This is a genomic window from Aeromonas sp. WP2-W18-CRE-05, assembly GCF_014168615.1.
GTDB classification, from domain to species: Bacteria; Pseudomonadota; Gammaproteobacteria; order Enterobacterales; family Aeromonadaceae; genus Aeromonas; species Aeromonas caviae.
This window is the reverse complement of record NZ_AP021917.1, coordinates 2,444,066-2,460,213: the sequence shown is the minus strand read 5'-3', so window position 1 is coordinate 2,460,213 and position 16,148 is coordinate 2,444,066. Positions and strand designations below refer to the sequence as shown.

15 protein-coding genes are annotated in these 16,148 nt (G+C 63.9%); 13 read left to right on the top strand and 2 right to left on the bottom strand.

Annotated elements, in window-relative coordinates:
* Positions 1–69: 69 nt before the first annotated feature.
* The 11 genes from H7R73_RS11515 (at position 70) to H7R73_RS11465 (ending at position 12,363) form a co-directional block, all read left to right on the top strand.
* A complete protein-coding gene (locus H7R73_RS11515; protein ID WP_103260088.1) occupies positions 70–1,020 on the top strand; it encodes an AAA family ATPase in 951 nt (316 codons plus the stop codon).
* Positions 1,021–1,048: 28 nt separating this feature from the next.
* A complete protein-coding gene (locus H7R73_RS11510) occupies positions 1,049–1,939 on the top strand; it encodes a DUF58 domain-containing protein (RefSeq protein WP_103260087.1) in 891 nt (296 codons plus the stop codon).
* Positions 1,924–2,481, top strand: coding sequence for a DUF4381 family protein (locus H7R73_RS11505; protein WP_232092681.1), 558 nt, complete (start codon positions 1,924–1,926; stop codon positions 2,479–2,481). Before H7R73_RS11510 ends, H7R73_RS11505 begins: the two co-directional genes overlap by 16 nt.
* The gene (locus H7R73_RS11500; RefSeq protein WP_103260085.1) at positions 2,478–3,440 is read left to right on the top strand and encodes a VWA domain-containing protein; all 963 of its coding nucleotides are present in this window, start codon (positions 2,478–2,480) and stop codon (positions 3,438–3,440) included. Before H7R73_RS11505 ends, H7R73_RS11500 begins: the two co-directional genes overlap by 4 nt.
* 21 nt (positions 3,441–3,461) lie before the next feature.
* Positions 3,462–4,919, top strand: a complete 1,458-nt coding sequence (locus tag H7R73_RS11495; RefSeq protein WP_103260084.1) for a vWA domain-containing protein — start codon at positions 3,462–3,464, stop codon at positions 4,917–4,919.
* Positions 4,920–4,924: 5 nt separating this feature from the next.
* On the top strand, positions 4,925–6,460 hold the full coding sequence (locus H7R73_RS11490; RefSeq protein WP_442778440.1) for a hypothetical protein: 1,536 nt from the start codon (positions 4,925–4,927) through the stop codon (positions 6,458–6,460).
* 30 nt (positions 6,461–6,490) lie between these two features.
* Positions 6,491–7,081, top strand: a complete 591-nt coding sequence (locus H7R73_RS11485) for a sigma-70 family RNA polymerase sigma factor (RefSeq protein ID WP_103260082.1) — start codon at positions 6,491–6,493, stop codon at positions 7,079–7,081.
* Positions 7,074–7,817: a DUF3379 domain-containing protein gene (locus H7R73_RS11480; RefSeq protein ID WP_041215209.1), complete on the top strand. Its 744-nt coding sequence runs from the start codon at positions 7,074–7,076 to the stop codon at positions 7,815–7,817. Before H7R73_RS11485 ends, H7R73_RS11480 begins: the two co-directional genes overlap by 8 nt.
* 408 nt (positions 7,818–8,225) lie before the next feature.
* The gene (locus H7R73_RS11475; protein WP_041211385.1) at positions 8,226–9,497 is read left to right on the top strand and encodes an outer membrane protein transport protein; all 1,272 of its coding nucleotides are present in this window, start codon (positions 8,226–8,228) and stop codon (positions 9,495–9,497) included.
* Between the two features lie 251 nt (positions 9,498–9,748).
* Positions 9,749–11,005, top strand: coding sequence for an outer membrane protein transport protein (locus H7R73_RS11470; RefSeq protein ID WP_103260081.1), 1,257 nt, complete (start codon positions 9,749–9,751; stop codon positions 11,003–11,005).
* A 116-nt stretch (positions 11,006–11,121) separates the two neighbouring features.
* Entirely contained in the window at positions 11,122–12,363 is a 1,242-nt protein-coding gene (locus H7R73_RS11465) for an EAL and HDOD domain-containing protein (protein WP_042878931.1), read from the top strand.
* Positions 12,364–12,424: 61 nt separating this feature from the next.
* On the opposite strand, the gene H7R73_RS11460 is transcribed toward H7R73_RS11465, so the two are convergent.
* On the bottom strand, positions 12,425–13,591 hold the full coding sequence (locus H7R73_RS11460) for a thiolase family protein (protein ID WP_103260080.1): 1,167 nt from the start codon (positions 13,589–13,591) through the stop codon (positions 12,425–12,427).
* A 132-nt stretch (positions 13,592–13,723) separates the two neighbouring features.
* Here H7R73_RS11460 and H7R73_RS11455 point away from each other — a divergent pair, with 132 nt between their 5' ends.
* On the top strand, positions 13,724–14,122 hold the full coding sequence (locus H7R73_RS11455) for a MerR family transcriptional regulator (RefSeq protein WP_010674655.1): 399 nt from the start codon (positions 13,724–13,726) through the stop codon (positions 14,120–14,122).
* 108 nt (positions 14,123–14,230) lie between these two features.
* Here H7R73_RS11455 and H7R73_RS11450 read toward each other — a convergent pair whose 3' ends face one another.
* Positions 14,231–15,475, bottom strand: a complete 1,245-nt coding sequence (locus H7R73_RS11450; RefSeq protein ID WP_039039105.1) for a dicarboxylate/amino acid:cation symporter — start codon at positions 15,473–15,475, stop codon at positions 14,231–14,233.
* A gap of 268 nt (positions 15,476–15,743) precedes the next feature.
* Here H7R73_RS11450 and ppnP point away from each other — a divergent pair, with 268 nt between their 5' ends.
* The gene (gene ppnP, locus H7R73_RS11445; protein WP_010674653.1) at positions 15,744–16,028 is read left to right on the top strand and encodes a pyrimidine/purine nucleoside phosphorylase; all 285 of its coding nucleotides are present in this window, start codon (positions 15,744–15,746) and stop codon (positions 16,026–16,028) included.
* The last annotated feature ends 120 nt before the right edge of the window (positions 16,029–16,148 follow it).

The window sequence follows — 16,148 nt, the reverse complement described above, 5'->3', positions numbered from 1 at the left end:
CTCCCTCGCCCTTGTGAGCCAACTGGGGTATAAAAAGATCAACTTCCATAAAAACAACGGGTTTATCGCATGGCAGCGGCCGAGTTCAGAGCACTTGGAGACTATCTGGGCAGCCAGATACTGGGACAGGGCCCCCTCATCGAGGGGCTGCTGATCGCCCTGTTATGTGAAGGACATGTGCTGATCGAGGGGGCCCCCGGTCTTGCCAAGACCCGGGCGGTCAAGGCGCTGGCCGGCGCCGTGGAGGGGCGCTTTGCCCGTATCCAGTTCACCCCGGATCTGCTCCCTGCCGATCTCACCGGCAGCGAGGTCTTCCATCCCCAGGATGCGAGTTTCGTGTTTCAACCCGGCCCCCTGTTCAATCACCTGGTGCTGGCGGACGAGATCAACCGGGCGCCGGCCAAGGTGCAGTCCGCCCTGCTGGAGGCCATGGCCGAGCACCAGATCACCGTGGGCAAGAAGAGCTGGCGCCTGCCCTCCCTCTTCATGGTCGCCGCCACCCAGAACCCTATCGAGCAGGAAGGGACCTATCCCCTGCCAGAGGCCCAGCTCGATCGCTTCTTGCTCAAGCTGCTGGTGGATTACCCAAGCCCCGCCATGGAGCTGGCCATCCTTCAACTCAACGCCCGTGGCGACGCCCTGCCGACGCCGCCGGTCACCCTGAGCCAGTCCGACCTGATGGAAGCCCGCACCGCCGTTCAGGGGGTACAGATGCAGGGGCGCCTCGAGCACTATCTGGTGCAACTGGTGTGCGCCACCCGCCCCGGCAGCGGCCTGTGCCCCGAGCTAGACCCCCTGGTCGCGGTGGGGGCCAGTCCCAGAGCCAGCATCGGCCTCGCAAGATCCGCACGGGCCCGGGCCTGGCTCGCCGGGCGCGACTTCGTGCTGCCCGAAGACATCCAGCAACTGGCGCCAGCCGTGCTGCGCCACCGCCTCATCCCGAGTTATCAGGCGCTGGCGGACAACCTCGATAGCGAGGCGCTCATCACCCTGCTGCTGGATGCCATTCCATGTCCCTGAGCCGGCCCCCACAGGCAGCCCTATCGCCATGACCCCCGTCGCCGAGCCCCGGGATCACCCCGACATCACCCTCACCCTCGAGCGGCTGCTGGCGGTGCGCCTCTGGACGCGCCAGGGCGAGCGTGCTCGCATTCATCAGGCGGCCCAGGGGCGTATCGGGCGCCAGCCCGGGCTCCATTTCAGGGAGCTTCGCCTCTATCAGGCCGGTGACGAGGTGCGTCACATCGACTGGCGGGTCACCGCCCGCCTCGGCCGCCCCCACACCCGCCTCTACGGGGAAGAGCAGGATCAGGCCCACTGGTTGCTGCTGGATCTCTCACCCGCCATGTACTTTGGCTCCCGCGCCCAGCTCAAGGCCCGCCTTGGCTGCGAGCTGGCCGCCGCCCTGCTCTGGCAGGGGGAGAAACAGGCCAATACCTTGATCTGCCAGGGCGAAGCCCCCCGCACAGAGCACCAGCGCGGCTCTCTCATGCCTCTGCTGGAAGCGCTCTGCCGCCATTACGAAGCAGGGCTGGATCGCGCCCCCCCACCCTGGACGCTGGCCCAGACCCTGGCACGACTCACCCTGCCCCACGGGGCCAGATTGACCCTGATAAGCCATCACCAGGTACCGGACCAGGCCCTCTGCCAGCAGTTGCAACGCCTTCGCCTGCGCCACGATATCCACTACTGGCAGATCCGCGATCCCCTGGAAGCCGCCCTGCCCGAACAGGGGCAACTGGCAGTGCAGGCAGGCAGACACAGCGGTTGGCTCGCGGGAGAAGATCCCCGCTTTCGCGCCCGCTACCAGAGGGCGGCCGACGAACAGGCCGAGGCCTGTCGCCAGCAGTTACTGCCCCTGGTGACGCGCCTCTATCGCCTCGACAACGGCGCCACCCTGCAACGCCAGTGGCAGGAGGGCGGATGCCGTCTGTTTTGAGGGGGGAGCAGGGCGTGCCCGCACCGGATGCATATCGCCAGCCCTCGTCCAGTGAGGCCTTGCAAGCCATCCGTGCCGAGCTGCGCGACATCCACCAAGGCCCCGCTCTCGAGCCTGCACAAGATCCTCGCCTGATGGCTCTCGGGGGGCTGCTGATCGCGGCGATCGCCGCTTGCCTGATCGCCACGACGGCCCTCACCCTGTTGCGCCAGCGCCGCTGGGCGCACCGGATAGACTGGCAGGCAGACGATCTCGTCCCCAAGCTGCAGGATGTCCTGCGAGAAGCGGCCATGGCCCGCTGGCCCGAGGCGGCCCCCCTGCAAGGGGAGGCCTGGCTCGCCTGGCTGGACAGCAAGGGGGGGAGCGATTTTTCCCGGTTTGCCGCCCAGTGGCCGCTCTGGCTCTATGGGGGCAGAGTGCCCGATGAGGCGCAGCGCAAAAGATTGCGCCTCGCCTATCTCGCCTGGGGGCGACGCTGCGTCAGCGCGCCGCGATTCCCTGCAAGCAAGCGAGGGGCCCCTCCCCCGGAGGGTACGCGATGATCCTCGCCTGGCCCTGGTTTTCCCTCGCCCTCGCCCTGCCGCTGCTGGTGCGCTTCGGCCTGCCTCCCATGAAGGGGCGCAAGGGAGGAAACCGGCTCGTTCATGGAGGTTTTCCCCTGCTCCAGCCCCAGGCGGGGCAGCCCTTGTGGCGCATGATGATCTGCTGGTGTGCCCTGGTACTGGCCCTGTGCCGCCCCCAGTGGCAGGAGCCCCCGATCATTCACTACCAGAGCAGCCGGGACCTCATCCTGGCGGTGGATCTCTCCGACAGCATGCGCACCCAGGACATGCTGGATGACGGAGAGCAAACGGACAGGCTTGCCGCGGTGCGCCAGCAGATAAGCAACCTTGTCGCCTCCCGCCCGGGGGATCGCATCGCCCTCGTCGTCTTTGCCGATCACGCCTATCTGCTCTCCCCCCTCACCCAGGAGACCGGGGCCCTGCTCACCCTGGCCAGGGAGCTCGACTTCGATCTGGTGGGGCGCACCACGGCCCTGGGGGAAGCCATCCTGCTGGCACGCCAGCACGCCGACCCCACCCGCCCCACCGCCCTGCTGCTGGTGACGGACGGGCGCAATACCTCGGGCAATGCGGATCCCCTGACCGAGGCCCGGCTCGCCGCCAAAGCCGGCATCCGTCTCTATACCCTGGGGGTGGGCGCCGACCCCGACACCTTCGCCGGGCCCGCAGGGGACGCCGATCCCAGTGCCGAACTGGATGAAGCCCTGTTGCAGCAGTTGGCGACACTGGGAGGAGGCCGCTATTTTCGCGCCCGCAACCGGGGCGATCTCGCCGCCATCAACCAGGCCATCGACACCCTGGAGCCCCTCGCCCGGCCCCAGACCCTCTCCCGGCCCCACCAGGAGCTCTACCCCTGGCCACTGGCCCTGGCCTGGCTGCTGCTCTGCTGGCCAGCCCGCTGGCGCATCTCCCTGTCACGGAGGACATCCCATGAGTAGGCAGGCCATGATGGTGGCACCATGGAGCTGACCTTGCTGCGCCCCCTCTGGTTGCTGGCCCTGCTCCCCTGGCTGTGGCAGGGGTGGCGCCGGCGCGATCCCGGCTTGCTCTCCCCGGCCATGCAGGCCTATCTGCTGCCGAGCCGCCATCGGGCCATCCCCTGGCGCTGGCTTGCCTGTCTGCCGGTGATCCTGGCGCTCTCGGGCCCCGCCCTGCGCCAGCAGAGTCTCTCCATGCCGAGCCCGGCCCTCGATATCTGGCTGCTGGATCTCTCCGACTCCATGCTGGCACAGGATCTGGCGCCGGACCGGGCAACCCGGGTGAGACTGGGATTGCAGGAGATGCTGGCCGACATAGCGCGGCAGGACGCGGCCCATCCCATCGCCCTCATCCTGTTTGCCGGGGATGCCTACCTCGCCATGCCTCCCACCCGGGATCATCAGGCCATCGCCCTGCTGCTGCCGGACCTGCGCCCGGCCATCATGCCTGTCCAGGGCAGCGCCCCCGAGCGCGCCGTTGCCCTGGCCCTCACCCTGATCCCGCCGGGCCAGTCCGCCCGTCTGCTGCTCGTGACCGACGGCCTCTCCGGGACAGCGCGCGATCGCATCGCCGCCTTCTGGCCCTGCCTCAACGACCTGTTCTGCAAGGCAGGCTCGGCCCCGCGGCTCGACATCCTGCTGGCCAGCGGGGGCAAGGAGACCCGGCTGCCCGGCGTGGCTGCCGAGCGCTGGCAGCTCGGCAGCCCGATCGGCCACACCTTGCCTGCGCCCGACGAGGAGGCCATGGCCACCCTTGCCGCCAGCACTGGAGGCAGGCTGGCCTGGCTTGATTCCGGCCAGCCCCGCTTTGCCCCCCTGCCCATGGGCCAGGCCCTGACGCAGGGGCAATCCCGGGATCTCGGCCCCTGGCTGCTCATCACCTTGCTCCCCCTGGCGCTGCTGGCGCGGATCGGCGCCCACTGGCTGCTGGTGATCCTCGTCATTGGCTTCGCGCCCCCTTCCCTGCAGGCGGCCTCCCGACAAGATGAAGCAGGCTGGCAGGCTTATCGCCAGGGACACTATCGGGAAGCGGCCAACACCTTCCAGGATCCGGTCTGGCAAGGCAACGCCTGGTATAGAGCCGGGGATTACGCCAGGGCCGTCGCCGCCTATGGCAGGGCAAACAGCGCCACCGCCCACTACAACAGGGGCAATGCCCTGGTCTGGCTCGGGGATCTTGCCGCCGCGGAGCAGGCCTATCTGAGCGCCCTTCGCCTTGAACCTGGGCACAGGGATGCCTTGCACAACCTGGCCCTGCTGCGGGCCAACCCGCCGCAGTCGGCGCCCTCGGCAAATGCCCCGGCGCAGGCCGACACTCCCGACCCCGCCCGCGCCTCAGAGGCTCCCCGCCCCCCGGCGCCCCCCGTGCTGCTGCTGGAGCAGCGTCTTCGCAAGGAGGCCCTGCGCCGCCCCCTGATCAAGGTGGAGGAGCCCTGGTGATCCTCGTGCTGCGCTTGCTCTCCCCCCGGATCGGCTGCTGGCTGCTGCTCGCCCTGTGCGCCATGCGGGTGCAGGCCGTCCCTGTCGAGGCCGAGCTGTTGCCGGGGGCGAGCGAGCGCGACTGGCTGCTCATCATCGAGGCCGACGGGATGTACCGCGATGAGGATCTCAACCTGCAACCGCTGCTGCGCCAGTTTGCGGTCGGGCGGGTCAGCATCCAGCGGGTCAGTGCCCAGAGCCGCAGCCTGACCCGCTGGCAGATCCCCCTGCACCTGCTCGATACCAGCCCGCGCCAGGTGCCCTCCCTGCCCCTTGGCGCCGATCTCACCCCCTCCCTGGCGGTACCGACACGTTCCCTGGACGGCACCCTGATGCCTACACAAGACCCGGTATTCTCTCCGGTCGAGCTGCAGGCCCGGGTGCTCCATGAGGGGAATCTCTACCCCGGCCAGCCCTTCATCTATGAGCTGACCCTCTGGCTGCCAGCCAACCTGGAGGCCCCCAACCTCGGCGAGCCCATCACCCCGGCCTTTACCATTCGCCGCCTTGGCGAGGATCGCTGGGACTCTCCCGCCAGCCCCGGCCTGCCCGGGCGTCTCACGAGAAAATGGCTGCTGCAGGCCAAAGGGCCCGGACTCCATCCCGTCGAATCCCCCCGCTTTCAGGGGCGGTTGCCGCCCCAGGACGCGGCCGGTGCGACCGCGCCGGGCAACGCGGGGGATCTGCTGTCCGCCAGGGCGGCGACCCTCTTCATCAAGGTGGACAAGGCCCCCCTGGAGCCGGTGGCGAGCAGCCTGGTGCTGCGCCAGCAGTTCAGCCCGGCCCAGGCCAGGGTGGGTGAGCCGGTGATCCGCATCCTCACCTTGGTGATGGAAGGGGGGGATGGCAACCGCCTGCCCCTCTTGCCGGCCCCGCCCCTGCCCGCCGGCCTCTCCATGAAGCCGGACGGCGAGCAGCAACAGGAGCGATTCGTGGCCGAGGGGGCGCTTCGCTTCGAGCGCCAGTGGCGCCAGGCCCTGACCGCCGACGAGGTGGGGCGCTATGTGCTGCCCCCCCAGACCCTGCGCTGGTTCAACACCCAGAGCGGCCGCATCGAGGAGGCGCGCCTGCCCGCACATTCTCTGGTGTTCACGGCAAGGGAGAGCGCCACTCCCGCCTCCCCCGCACCAGGGGTCCAGTATCTCTATTGGGTGCTCCTGGCCATCCTGCTGCGGGCATTCATGCGCCGCTGGCCGCGCTGGCGCGCCTTCTATTGCCTGCAACGGGCCCTCGCCACGGGCTCTCCTGACGAGGCCAGGGAAACCCTGCTGACCTGGGCCGTCCTGCGCTGGGACACCCCCTGTCTGCATCTGGCCAGGCTGCCCTGTCACCGCGACCCCGCCATGGGAGCGCTGCTGGACGACCTGGATCGGGCCTGTTTTGCCCCCGTACTCGCCCCTGGCGAACACCTGCCCAGACAGGCGCTCGCCAGGGAGTTGTGCACCTGGGAGAGCTTTGCGATAGCCTATGGTCTTCGAATACTGGCGTGGATGCTTGCATGATGCGCCCCTCATGAAACAGGACACCCCTTTATGGCGTTAGGTTTTTTCAGAAGAAAAAGGGCCGACACGGGAAAGGATCCCTGCGCTTCTCCGGTCTATGGGGAGATGGCAGACAAACAAACCAAGTACGAAGCCCTGGTGCACGCCCTGCACGGGGACATCTACCGCTACGCCTACTGGCTGTGCCGGGATCCGCAAATCGCCGAGGATCTGGTGCAGGAGACTTTCCTGCGCGCCTGGAAGGCGATAGATACCCTGCTGGACGACAAGGCTGCCAAGGCGTGGCTCATCACCATATTGCGGCGGGAGAATGCCCGCCGCTTTGAGCGAAAGCAGTTCGATCTCGTCGACCTCGACGAGCACCCCCTACGGGATCAGGGTGTCCTGCCAAGCGAGCAGGAGATGGAGCACGAATGGCTCAGGCGCCACATCGCGCGCCTGCCTGCCGAGTATCAGGAGCCGCTGCTGCTGCAGGTTCTGGGGGGATTCAGCGGGGAGGAGATCGCCGAGCAACTCGGCCTGAAGAAGAACACCGTCATGACAAGGCTGTTTCGCGCTCGCAACCAGATAAAAGAGGCCATGGAGTCTGCGAAACAACAGAGAGGACACACCAATGGATGAGCTTGAATTTCGCCGCCGGGCCATCACTCACCCCTCGGACAGGGATCCCGCCTTCTTGAAAGCCGCCGAGGCGTCACCGGCCAATCGCAAGCATCTGGACGAGATGCAGCAGCTCGAGCGCCAGGTGCGCAGCACTCTGGAAGTGGACGTACCGGCCGGTCTTGCGGAGCGGATCCTGCTCAGGCAGGCGATGGCAGCCGAAGAGGAGCAGGTGGTCCCGCTGCCCGTCACTCCTGCACGCACGCAATGGCGCGCTCTGGCCATCGCAGCCTCGGTCGCCTTCCTGCTCGGCATGAGCACCCGCTGGATCAGCTGGCCTGTGGCACCGGACACCCTGTCGCTGGCTCAGGTCGCCATGTCCCACGTTTATGGGGAAGAGCCCTTCATTCATGCGGTGGATGAGCGGGTCAGCCTGCACACCATCAACGCAAAAATGGAGAAATATGGTGCCACCCTGAGCGAGATGCCGGGCATGAAGGTAACCTATGTCAACCACTGCGCCTTCTACCAGGGACCGGCCCTGCACATGGTGCTCCAGGGCAAGATGGGACCGGTCACCCTGTTCCTCGTCCCCAAGCATCTGCCACTGACGATCCAGTCCGATTTTGCAGACGGGACCCTCAAGGGGGAGATACTGCCGCTCAAGGGGGCCAACATGGTGCTCATCGGAGACATGCAGGAGCCCCTCGCCCCGGTTGCCCGCCAGCTTGAGTCACGCCTGCACTGGTCCATTTAACAGACCTTGACCCAGGCTGACTCGTCCTCCGCCTCAGCCACATCACAGGCAGACATCCTCATTGTCTGCCTGTTCATCCCCACATCCCCGCATGTTCCCGCCCATTGCCCGCGCGAAGTCACATTTTTACTATTTATTTTAAATGACGCAAACGGCACCATTTGTGCTTTATTTATCCAATAATAGATAAATCAGCCTAATAAAACGGCAAGTTAAAACAAATGATTAACACAATGGAAACTTTTATGTATTCTGCTGTCACTGGTCTGATTTCTTACCTCCTACCAGATCCATAGAATCACGCCAGCAATGAATGGGAAGAAGCTGACATAACAACAGATCATGTCGTCAATAGCCGCCAAAGAGCCGTGATGTCGACAGAAAATCTGCTTACAAAGAGAGAACACTATGACAACTGCCTTTTTCAAGAAAAGCCTGATCGCTGCGGCCGTGACCCTGGCCAGCACCCAGACCTTCGCCGCCGCGTTCCAGCTGAACGAGCACTCGGCCTCCGGTCTGGGTCGCGCCTACGCAGGTGAAGCAGCCATCGCCGACAACGCGGCCGTGCTGTCCCGCAACCCGGCGGCCATGACCACCTTCGACAAGATGGCACTGTCTGTATCCGGCACCTATATCAAGCCCGACGTGGATGTGGCTGGCGACATCTATGCCGGCCCCACCAAGCTGGCTCCGTCCAGCGAGAGCGACATCGCCCCCGATGCCTTCGTGCCGGCCACCTACTTCATCCAGCCCCTGAATGATCAGTGGGCCTGGGGGATCGGCCTCTTCTCCAACTACGGCCTCTCCACCGAATATTCCAAGACCTTCGCGGCCGGTGCCGGCGCCGGTGACACCGAGCTGCTGACCTTCAACATCAACCCCAACATCGCCTATCGCATCAACTCCAGCTTCAGCGTCGGTGCCGGCATCAATGCCGTCTACGCCGCCGCCGAGCTGAACCGTTATGCCGGTGCGCTTTCCGCCGCCATTCCGGGCGCCAACTCCGATACCCGTCTGGCTCACCTGAAGGGCGACACCTGGGGCTTTGGCTGGAACGTCGGCACCCTGTACGAGATCAACGACAACAACCGTCTTGCCCTGACCTACCGCTCCCAGGTGGACTTGAGCTTTGACGGCGACTTCCAGGGCGCCACCTCCGGCAATCGCGTCGTCGATGGCAACCTGAAGCTGGATCTGCCGGCCCAGGCCGAGTTCGCAGGCTACCACCGCCTGAACCAGCAATTCGCTGTCCACTACTCCGTGAACTGGACCGACTGGAGCGCCTTCCAGGAGCTCAAGGCCACCAGCAGCAACTGCGCCGGCGGCGTGTGCCTGCAAAAAGACGAGAAGTTCAAGGACTCTGCCCGTTACGCCCTGGGTGGTACCTGGTACGTCAACCCGTCCTGGGAAGCCCGTATCGGCTTCGCCTACGACAACAGCCCCATCGAGCCGGAATACCGCAGCCTGAGCATTCCTGACTCCGACCGTATCTGGTACAGCGCCGGTGCCACCTACCACATCAACCCGGACATGAGCCTCGACTTCGGCATGGCTTATCTGGACGGCAAGGAAGTGGACGTGAACGAAGGCCTGCGCAACCACAGCGATGCGCTGCGCTGGAAGGGCACCTCCCATGGCAACGCCCTGCTGGCTTCCGCCCAGTTCAACATGAAATTCTGATTTTCATGTCATCATCGAGAGCGCCTCTGGGCGCTCTTTTTTTATCCAACTTCGCCATCTGAGCGCACAGCTGTAGTAAACAACTGTACTCTTTTCTTTTTTTATCAACCTGTTATGGGTATTCCTTTCAGCATTTAATCCCGTTTTGCACCACGTTCCCCTCTCCCCGTTGCCTTGCTGGTCATACCATATAAAATCCCGGCCCCAACCGAATAACAGAATGAACACCCAGTTCATCCCGAGGAAAGACCATGCATCCGACGTTCAAACCCTCCCTTATAGCCCTCTTGCTGCTGTCGAGCCAGGTACAGGCTGCCGGCTTCCAGCTCGCGGAGCAATCCGCCACCGGCATGGGGCGTGCCTTCGCGGGTGAAGCCGCCATCGCCGACAATGCCAGCGTGCTCTCCCGCAATGCCGCCGCCATGACCCGATTCGATACCCTGGCCTTCTCCGGCGGCGTCATCCATGTGCACCCCGACGTCAACATAGAGGGCACCACCCGGGTGCCTACCACTCAGGGGCCGGTCAGTCTGGATGCCGGAGCCCACGACATTGCGGGTGACGCCTGGGTACCCAACGCCTATCTCATCGTGCCCCTCAACGAGCAATGGCGCCTCGGGCTTGCCGCCACCTCCTATTACGGACTCGGGGTCAAGATGCCGGACAACTACAACGCCGGTCACTTCGGCAACGTCTCCGACATCAAGACCATGGATCTGGGGGCCTCCCTGGCCTATCGCATCAACAACATCTGGTCCGTCGGGGCAGGTCTTTCCGCCATTCAGGGGGAAGGGGAAGTGGGTGGCACCTTCCCCTCCAACAACCAGATAGCCAAGCACCTGAAAGGGGATGGCTGGGCCATGGGCTGGAACCTGGGCACCCTGCTTGAGTTGTCGCAGGCAACCCGCATCGGTCTCTCCTATCGCCACGACATCACCCTGACCCTCTCCGGTGACGCCATCGGCATCGATCAGAAGGGCCAGCCCTTCACCGATACTGGCAGCCTGGATCTGCCCCTGCCCGCCACCGCCGAGCTGGCTCTGTTCCATCAGCTCACCCCGGCCCTGGCGCTGCATTCGAGCATCAACTGGACCAACTGGAGCAAGTTCGTGCAGCTCGAATCCGAGCTCGACCACCACGGCACCATGCACATCAAGGAGGAGCACTGGGAAGACAGCTGGCGCTATGCGCTGGGGATGACCTACCAGCTGGCCCCCCAGTGGCAACTGCGCTCCGGTATCGCCTACGACCGCAGCCCGGTCCCGGCAGATCGCCGCACCATCTCCATCCCCGACTCGGATCGGGTCTGGTACAGCGCCGGTGTGGGCTACCAGATTGACCGCCACCTCTCGCTGGATCTGGGGCTGACCCTGATCGACGGCAAGAAGGTGGACGTGAGCGAAACCATGCAACTCAGGCCCGGCATCCCCCAGACCACCTCCACCTTCAATGGCACCTCGGAAGGGGATGCCTGGCTCGCCGGCCTGCAGCTCAACTACCTGTTCTGACACCCCGGGTTTCCTGACAAATAGTATGCCAGTTGTTGACCTTCCCGACCGGTCGGCACTGGCATAGTGATCCGCTTCACCATAGAATCAAGCCTGTAACCATGGTGGAGAGATGCATGTATTCCTATGTAGCAAGGCAGCCCATTCTGGATCGGGAGTTGAACACCCAAGCCTATGAGCTGCTGTTTCGCGACAGCCTGGACAATGTATTTCCCTCCGTCTCCGCACAGCAGGCCACTTCCAGGCTGGTTGCCGAGCAGTTCTTGCAGCAGAACATCGATCAGCTCATCGGAGATCACCCCTGCTACATCAATTTCCCCCACTCCCTGTTGCTGGATGGATTGGCCGAGTGCCTCCCCCGTGACAAGGTGGTGATCGAGATCCTGGAAGATGCCGAGCCCGACGATGCGTTGCTGGAGAAAGTGATCCAGCTCTATGGGCTGGGCTATCGGTTGGCGCTGGATGACTTCACCATGGTCTCAGACTGGGACAGGTTCCTCCCCTACATCCATATCATCAAGTTCGACCTGCGCAGCACGCCGCAACCCTGCATCGAGCACTTCATGGCGAATCATCGCCACCTGCCCCTCACCTATCTGGCCGAGAAAGTCGAGGATCAGGCCGAGTTCGAGCGGATGAAGCAGCTCGGCGTTACCCTGTTCCAGGGATTTTTCTTCAGCCGCCCCCAGATGGTCCAACAGCCCACCATACCGCCGGCCCAACTGGTGGTGATGCAGTTGCTCGAGGTGGTCAATCAGACCGAACCGGATCTGGACAAGATTGAGCAACTGCTCAATCAGGATCTCACCCTCTCTCTCAAGCTGCTGCGCTACATCAACCACCTCAAGCGCTTCCCCCAGCCCATCGCCTCGTTTCGCCAGGCCGCAAGCTCCCTGGGGCACGCCCAGCTCAAGCGCTTCGTCGCCCTGATCGCCGCCACCAGTGCGGGAAGTGAAAAGAGCGCCGAACTCCACCAGATGTCCCTCATCAGAGCCCGGTTCTGCGAACTGCTGGCCCAGACCCATGCGCCCGCAGAGCAGGCACAGCAAGCCTTTGTCACCGGCCTCTTCTCCCTGCTGGACGTGCTCATGGGAGAACCGCTGGATCAGCTGCTCGGCTCCATTCCCCTGACCGATGACATTCGTGCCGCCCTGCTCACCCGCAAGGGCAAGCTCGGGTTCTACCTCGCGTTCTGTGAAGATTTCGAGAAAGCCGACTGGCAGCGGGTCGCCGCCAACACCGTCCGGCTCGGCCTCAACGAAGAGAAGGTCAGCCACCTCTATCTGAGCGCCACCGCCTGGGTCAACCAGCAGCTTCAGGCCATGGAAGAGCAACCGGTCCACTCCCGCCAGACATGACAACGTCCCTCTTGAAGGGACGTTGTCATGTCATCAACCCGCAGCAATCTCACCCACGCATTCAGCCTGCCTCGATGGCGATGGCCGTTGCCTCCCCTCCCCCGATGCACAAGCTCGCCACCCCTCGTCTGAGCCCGCGGGCACGCAGGGCATGGATCAGGGTCACCAGGATGCGGGCGCCACTGGCGCCAAGAGGGTGCCCCAGCGCACAGGCCCCGCCGTTCACGTTCAACTTGTGATGGGGGATGCCGCACCCTGCCATGGCCAGCATGCTCACCATGGCGAATGCCTCATTGACCTCGAACAGGTCCACCTCCTCCACCGACCAGCCCACCCGTGCCAGCAACTTGTCGATGGCGCCGACGGGGGCACTGGTAAACTCCGCCGGCAAGGCCGCGTGACTCTGGTAACCCACTACCCTGGCCAGCACCGGCAATCCGAGCCGGGCAGCGCTCTCGCCCCGCATCAGCACCAGAGCTGCCGCCCCGTCCGAGATGGAACTTGCATTGGCCGCCGTGATGGTGCCGTGCTTGCTGAAGGCCGGCTTGAGGCCGGGGATCTTGTCGGGCCTGGCCTTGCCCGGTTGCTCATCCTCGGCCAGCAGCAGGGTGTGGTCAGCGGTCATGACGGGAGCCAGTTCCGCGGCAAAGGCACCGCTGCGCTGCGCCGTCAGCGCCCGCTCCAGGGAGGCGATGGCAAAGGCATCCATGTCGGCCCGGGTCAGTCCGCTGCGATCGGCACTCAACTGGGCGTAATGACCCATCAGATGGCCTTCGTAGGCATCCTGCAAACCGTCCAGGAACATGTGATCGAGCACGCTCTGGTGCCCCATGCGAAAACCGCTGCGCGCCTTGTCCAGCAGATAGGGTGCGCGGCTCATGCTCTCCATGCCCCCCGCCACCACGACCTCGGCCTCCCCCAGGCGCAGGCTGTCCGCCGCCAGCATCACCGCCTTCATGCCGGAGCCGCACACCTTGTTGATGGTGGTGCAGGGCACGCTGTCCGGCAGCCCCCCCTTGAGCGCCGCCTGGCGGGCTGGCGCCTGGCCGACCCCTGCGCTCAGCACGTTGCCCATATAGACCTCATTCACCTGCTCCCCCGTCATCCCGGCCTGCGCCAGCGCGGCGCGGATGGCGCAGGCGCCAAGCTCGGGGACACCGAGCCCGCTCAGGGCCCCCTGGAAGGCCCCCATGGGGGTACGTTTGGCCGCCACAATCACGATATCCATCGATAGCACTCTCCTTGTTACATCGGGATAACATATGCCGCGACCGCGACAGGAACAAGACTTGCGGGGAAGTTGACGTTTGGGTAAGGTGCCAGCCTGCATTGACAACCAGATGGCAGCCAAGACAGCCCCATGACCAAATCCAGGGACGACACCCGCACCTTCAGCATCAGCGAACTGGCTCGCGAGTTCGATGTGACCACCCGCAGCATCCGCTTCTACGAGGATCAGGGCCTGCTCAACCCGACCCGCCAGGGACAGCACAGGATCTACAGCCGTCAGGACAGGGTGCGGCTCAAGCTGACCCTGCGTGGCAAGCGTCTGGGCTTCAGCCTCGCAGAGATCCGGGAGCTGTTCGATCTCTACGATGCGGACAAGAGCAGCCGCTCCCAGTTGCAGACCATGCTGGGGCTGGTGGCCGACAAGCGGGAGACCCTACAGCAACAGCTGGAAGATATCCAGATGGTCCTGCTGGAGCTGGAGGCGGCCGAACAGCGCTGCCGCCAGGCCCTGGCACACCTCTCTCCCTGAGGCACGCAGACGGGCGAGGCGAGCGGGGAACACCGCCAGCAAATAGACACAAATGAAAGAGGGAGGCTTGAAGCCTCCCTCTTGTCATGCACGGTGGATGACCCGATATCAGGCCTCCTTGCTCCAGCGGTTCGGATCGTAATCCGGGCTGTAGCGATCGACGATGATGGCGCAGGCCGCATCACCGGTGATGTTCAGCGCGGTCCGGATCATGTCGAACAGACGATCCAGCGCGAACAGCAGCGGCAGACCCTCGATGGGGATCCCGGCCGCCAGCAGCACGGCAACCACCAGGAAGCTCGGGCCCGGCACACCGGCCTGACCGATGGCACCCAGGGTGGAGGTGACGATGATCGCCGCCCAGGCACCCATGGAAAGATCGATGTTATAGACCTGGGCGAAGAAGATGGCGACCAGGCCGTAATAAATGGCGTTGCCGCTCATGTTGATGGTGGCGCCCAGCGGCAGCACGAAGGACGCGGTGGCGTTGGTCACCTTCAGATCGCGCTCGCAGGTCTCCATGTTGACCGGCAGGGTCGCCATGGAAGAGGCGGTGGAGAAGGCCACGATCTGCGGTTTCTTCATCGCGGAGAAGTACTTGCGTACCGGCGTGTTGGAGAAGAACGCGATCAGCAGCGGATAGACCACGAAGCCGAAGATGAGGATGGCGGCGACATAGACGACGAACAGCTTGAGCACCAGGGTCAGCACGTCGAAGCCGTAGGTGCCGATGGCGTCGGCCATCAGGCCGAAGACGCCGATGGGGGCGATCAGCATCACCTTGTTGATCATCCAGACGAAGGCGTCCACCAGGGTGTTGAGCCCATCCACCAGCGGCTTGGCGCGCTCGCGGGGCTGCTTGGCCAGGGCGATGCCGAGGAACATGCAGAACACCAGGATCTGCAGGATGTTGGCCTCGTTCAAGGCGCTGAACACGTTGGTCGGGATCATGCCGAGCAGGGTGGCCACTGCATCGGGCAGTGCCCCCTTGTCGGCGTAGTCGCCGGAGAACATGGCCGCGGTGGCGCCAAAGTCAACACCCACACCGGGTTTGAACACCTGACCCATCACCAACGCCAGGAACACCGCCAGTGCGGAGGTGACGAGGAAGAAGGCGAGCGTGGTGACGCCAATCTTGCCAGCAGCGGGGCTGGCCCCCAGGTTGGCGGCCCCGGACAGGATGGCCACCGCTACCAGCGGGATCACTAGCATCTTGATCAGCTGGATAAACAGGGTGCCGAGCGGCGCAAACACCGTGGCTTGCTCTCCCATGAGCGCCCCGACCAGCGCGCCCAGCACCATGGCCACCACTACCTGGAAGCCGATGTTTTTGATTAATCCTTTTGTTAACACAGAATGTTCCTTTATTTAGCAATTACTCACACTTTTACAGCGTAAATGACCACCCAGAGCGTCAAATCCTCTCCATTGCTCTGGCGGTGCGCTTTATCTCATATTTGCGCCCCGTTTTACATCAGAATCCGTTAACGAAATGCATTGATAACTTTATGAGAAAGTAAAGCCTCAAAAGAGACACGGCTGTTTTTGCTCCTTTTACCATGACAACATCCAAAACAGTGTGCTACGTTGGCTCTGCAAACGTGCATACAGGGAAGAAAAGATGCTGAAAGTTAACGAGTATTTTGACGGAAATGTTAAATCCATCGGTTTCGAGCAAAAAGGCGAGAAAGCTACCGTTGGTGTGATGGAAGCGGGCGAGTACCTGTTCAATACCGCCGCCCCGGAGCGCATGACGGTGATCAAGGGCGCCCTCACCATCCAGCTGGCCGACGAAGATGAGTGGCACACCTACCAGCAGGGGGAATCCTTCGACGTGGCGGGCCACTCCTCCTTCAAGCTGGAAGTGAAGATCGCCTCCGCCTATCTGTGCGAGTTCCTCGACTGATGTATCACGGGCGCCATGGGATGCCGAGCGGCTCCCCCATGGCGCGTCTCTCCCGCGCCCATTTCCCTACCGCCATCACACCCCGCTATCTCCCCCCTTTTCAACGACTACAAAAAATTT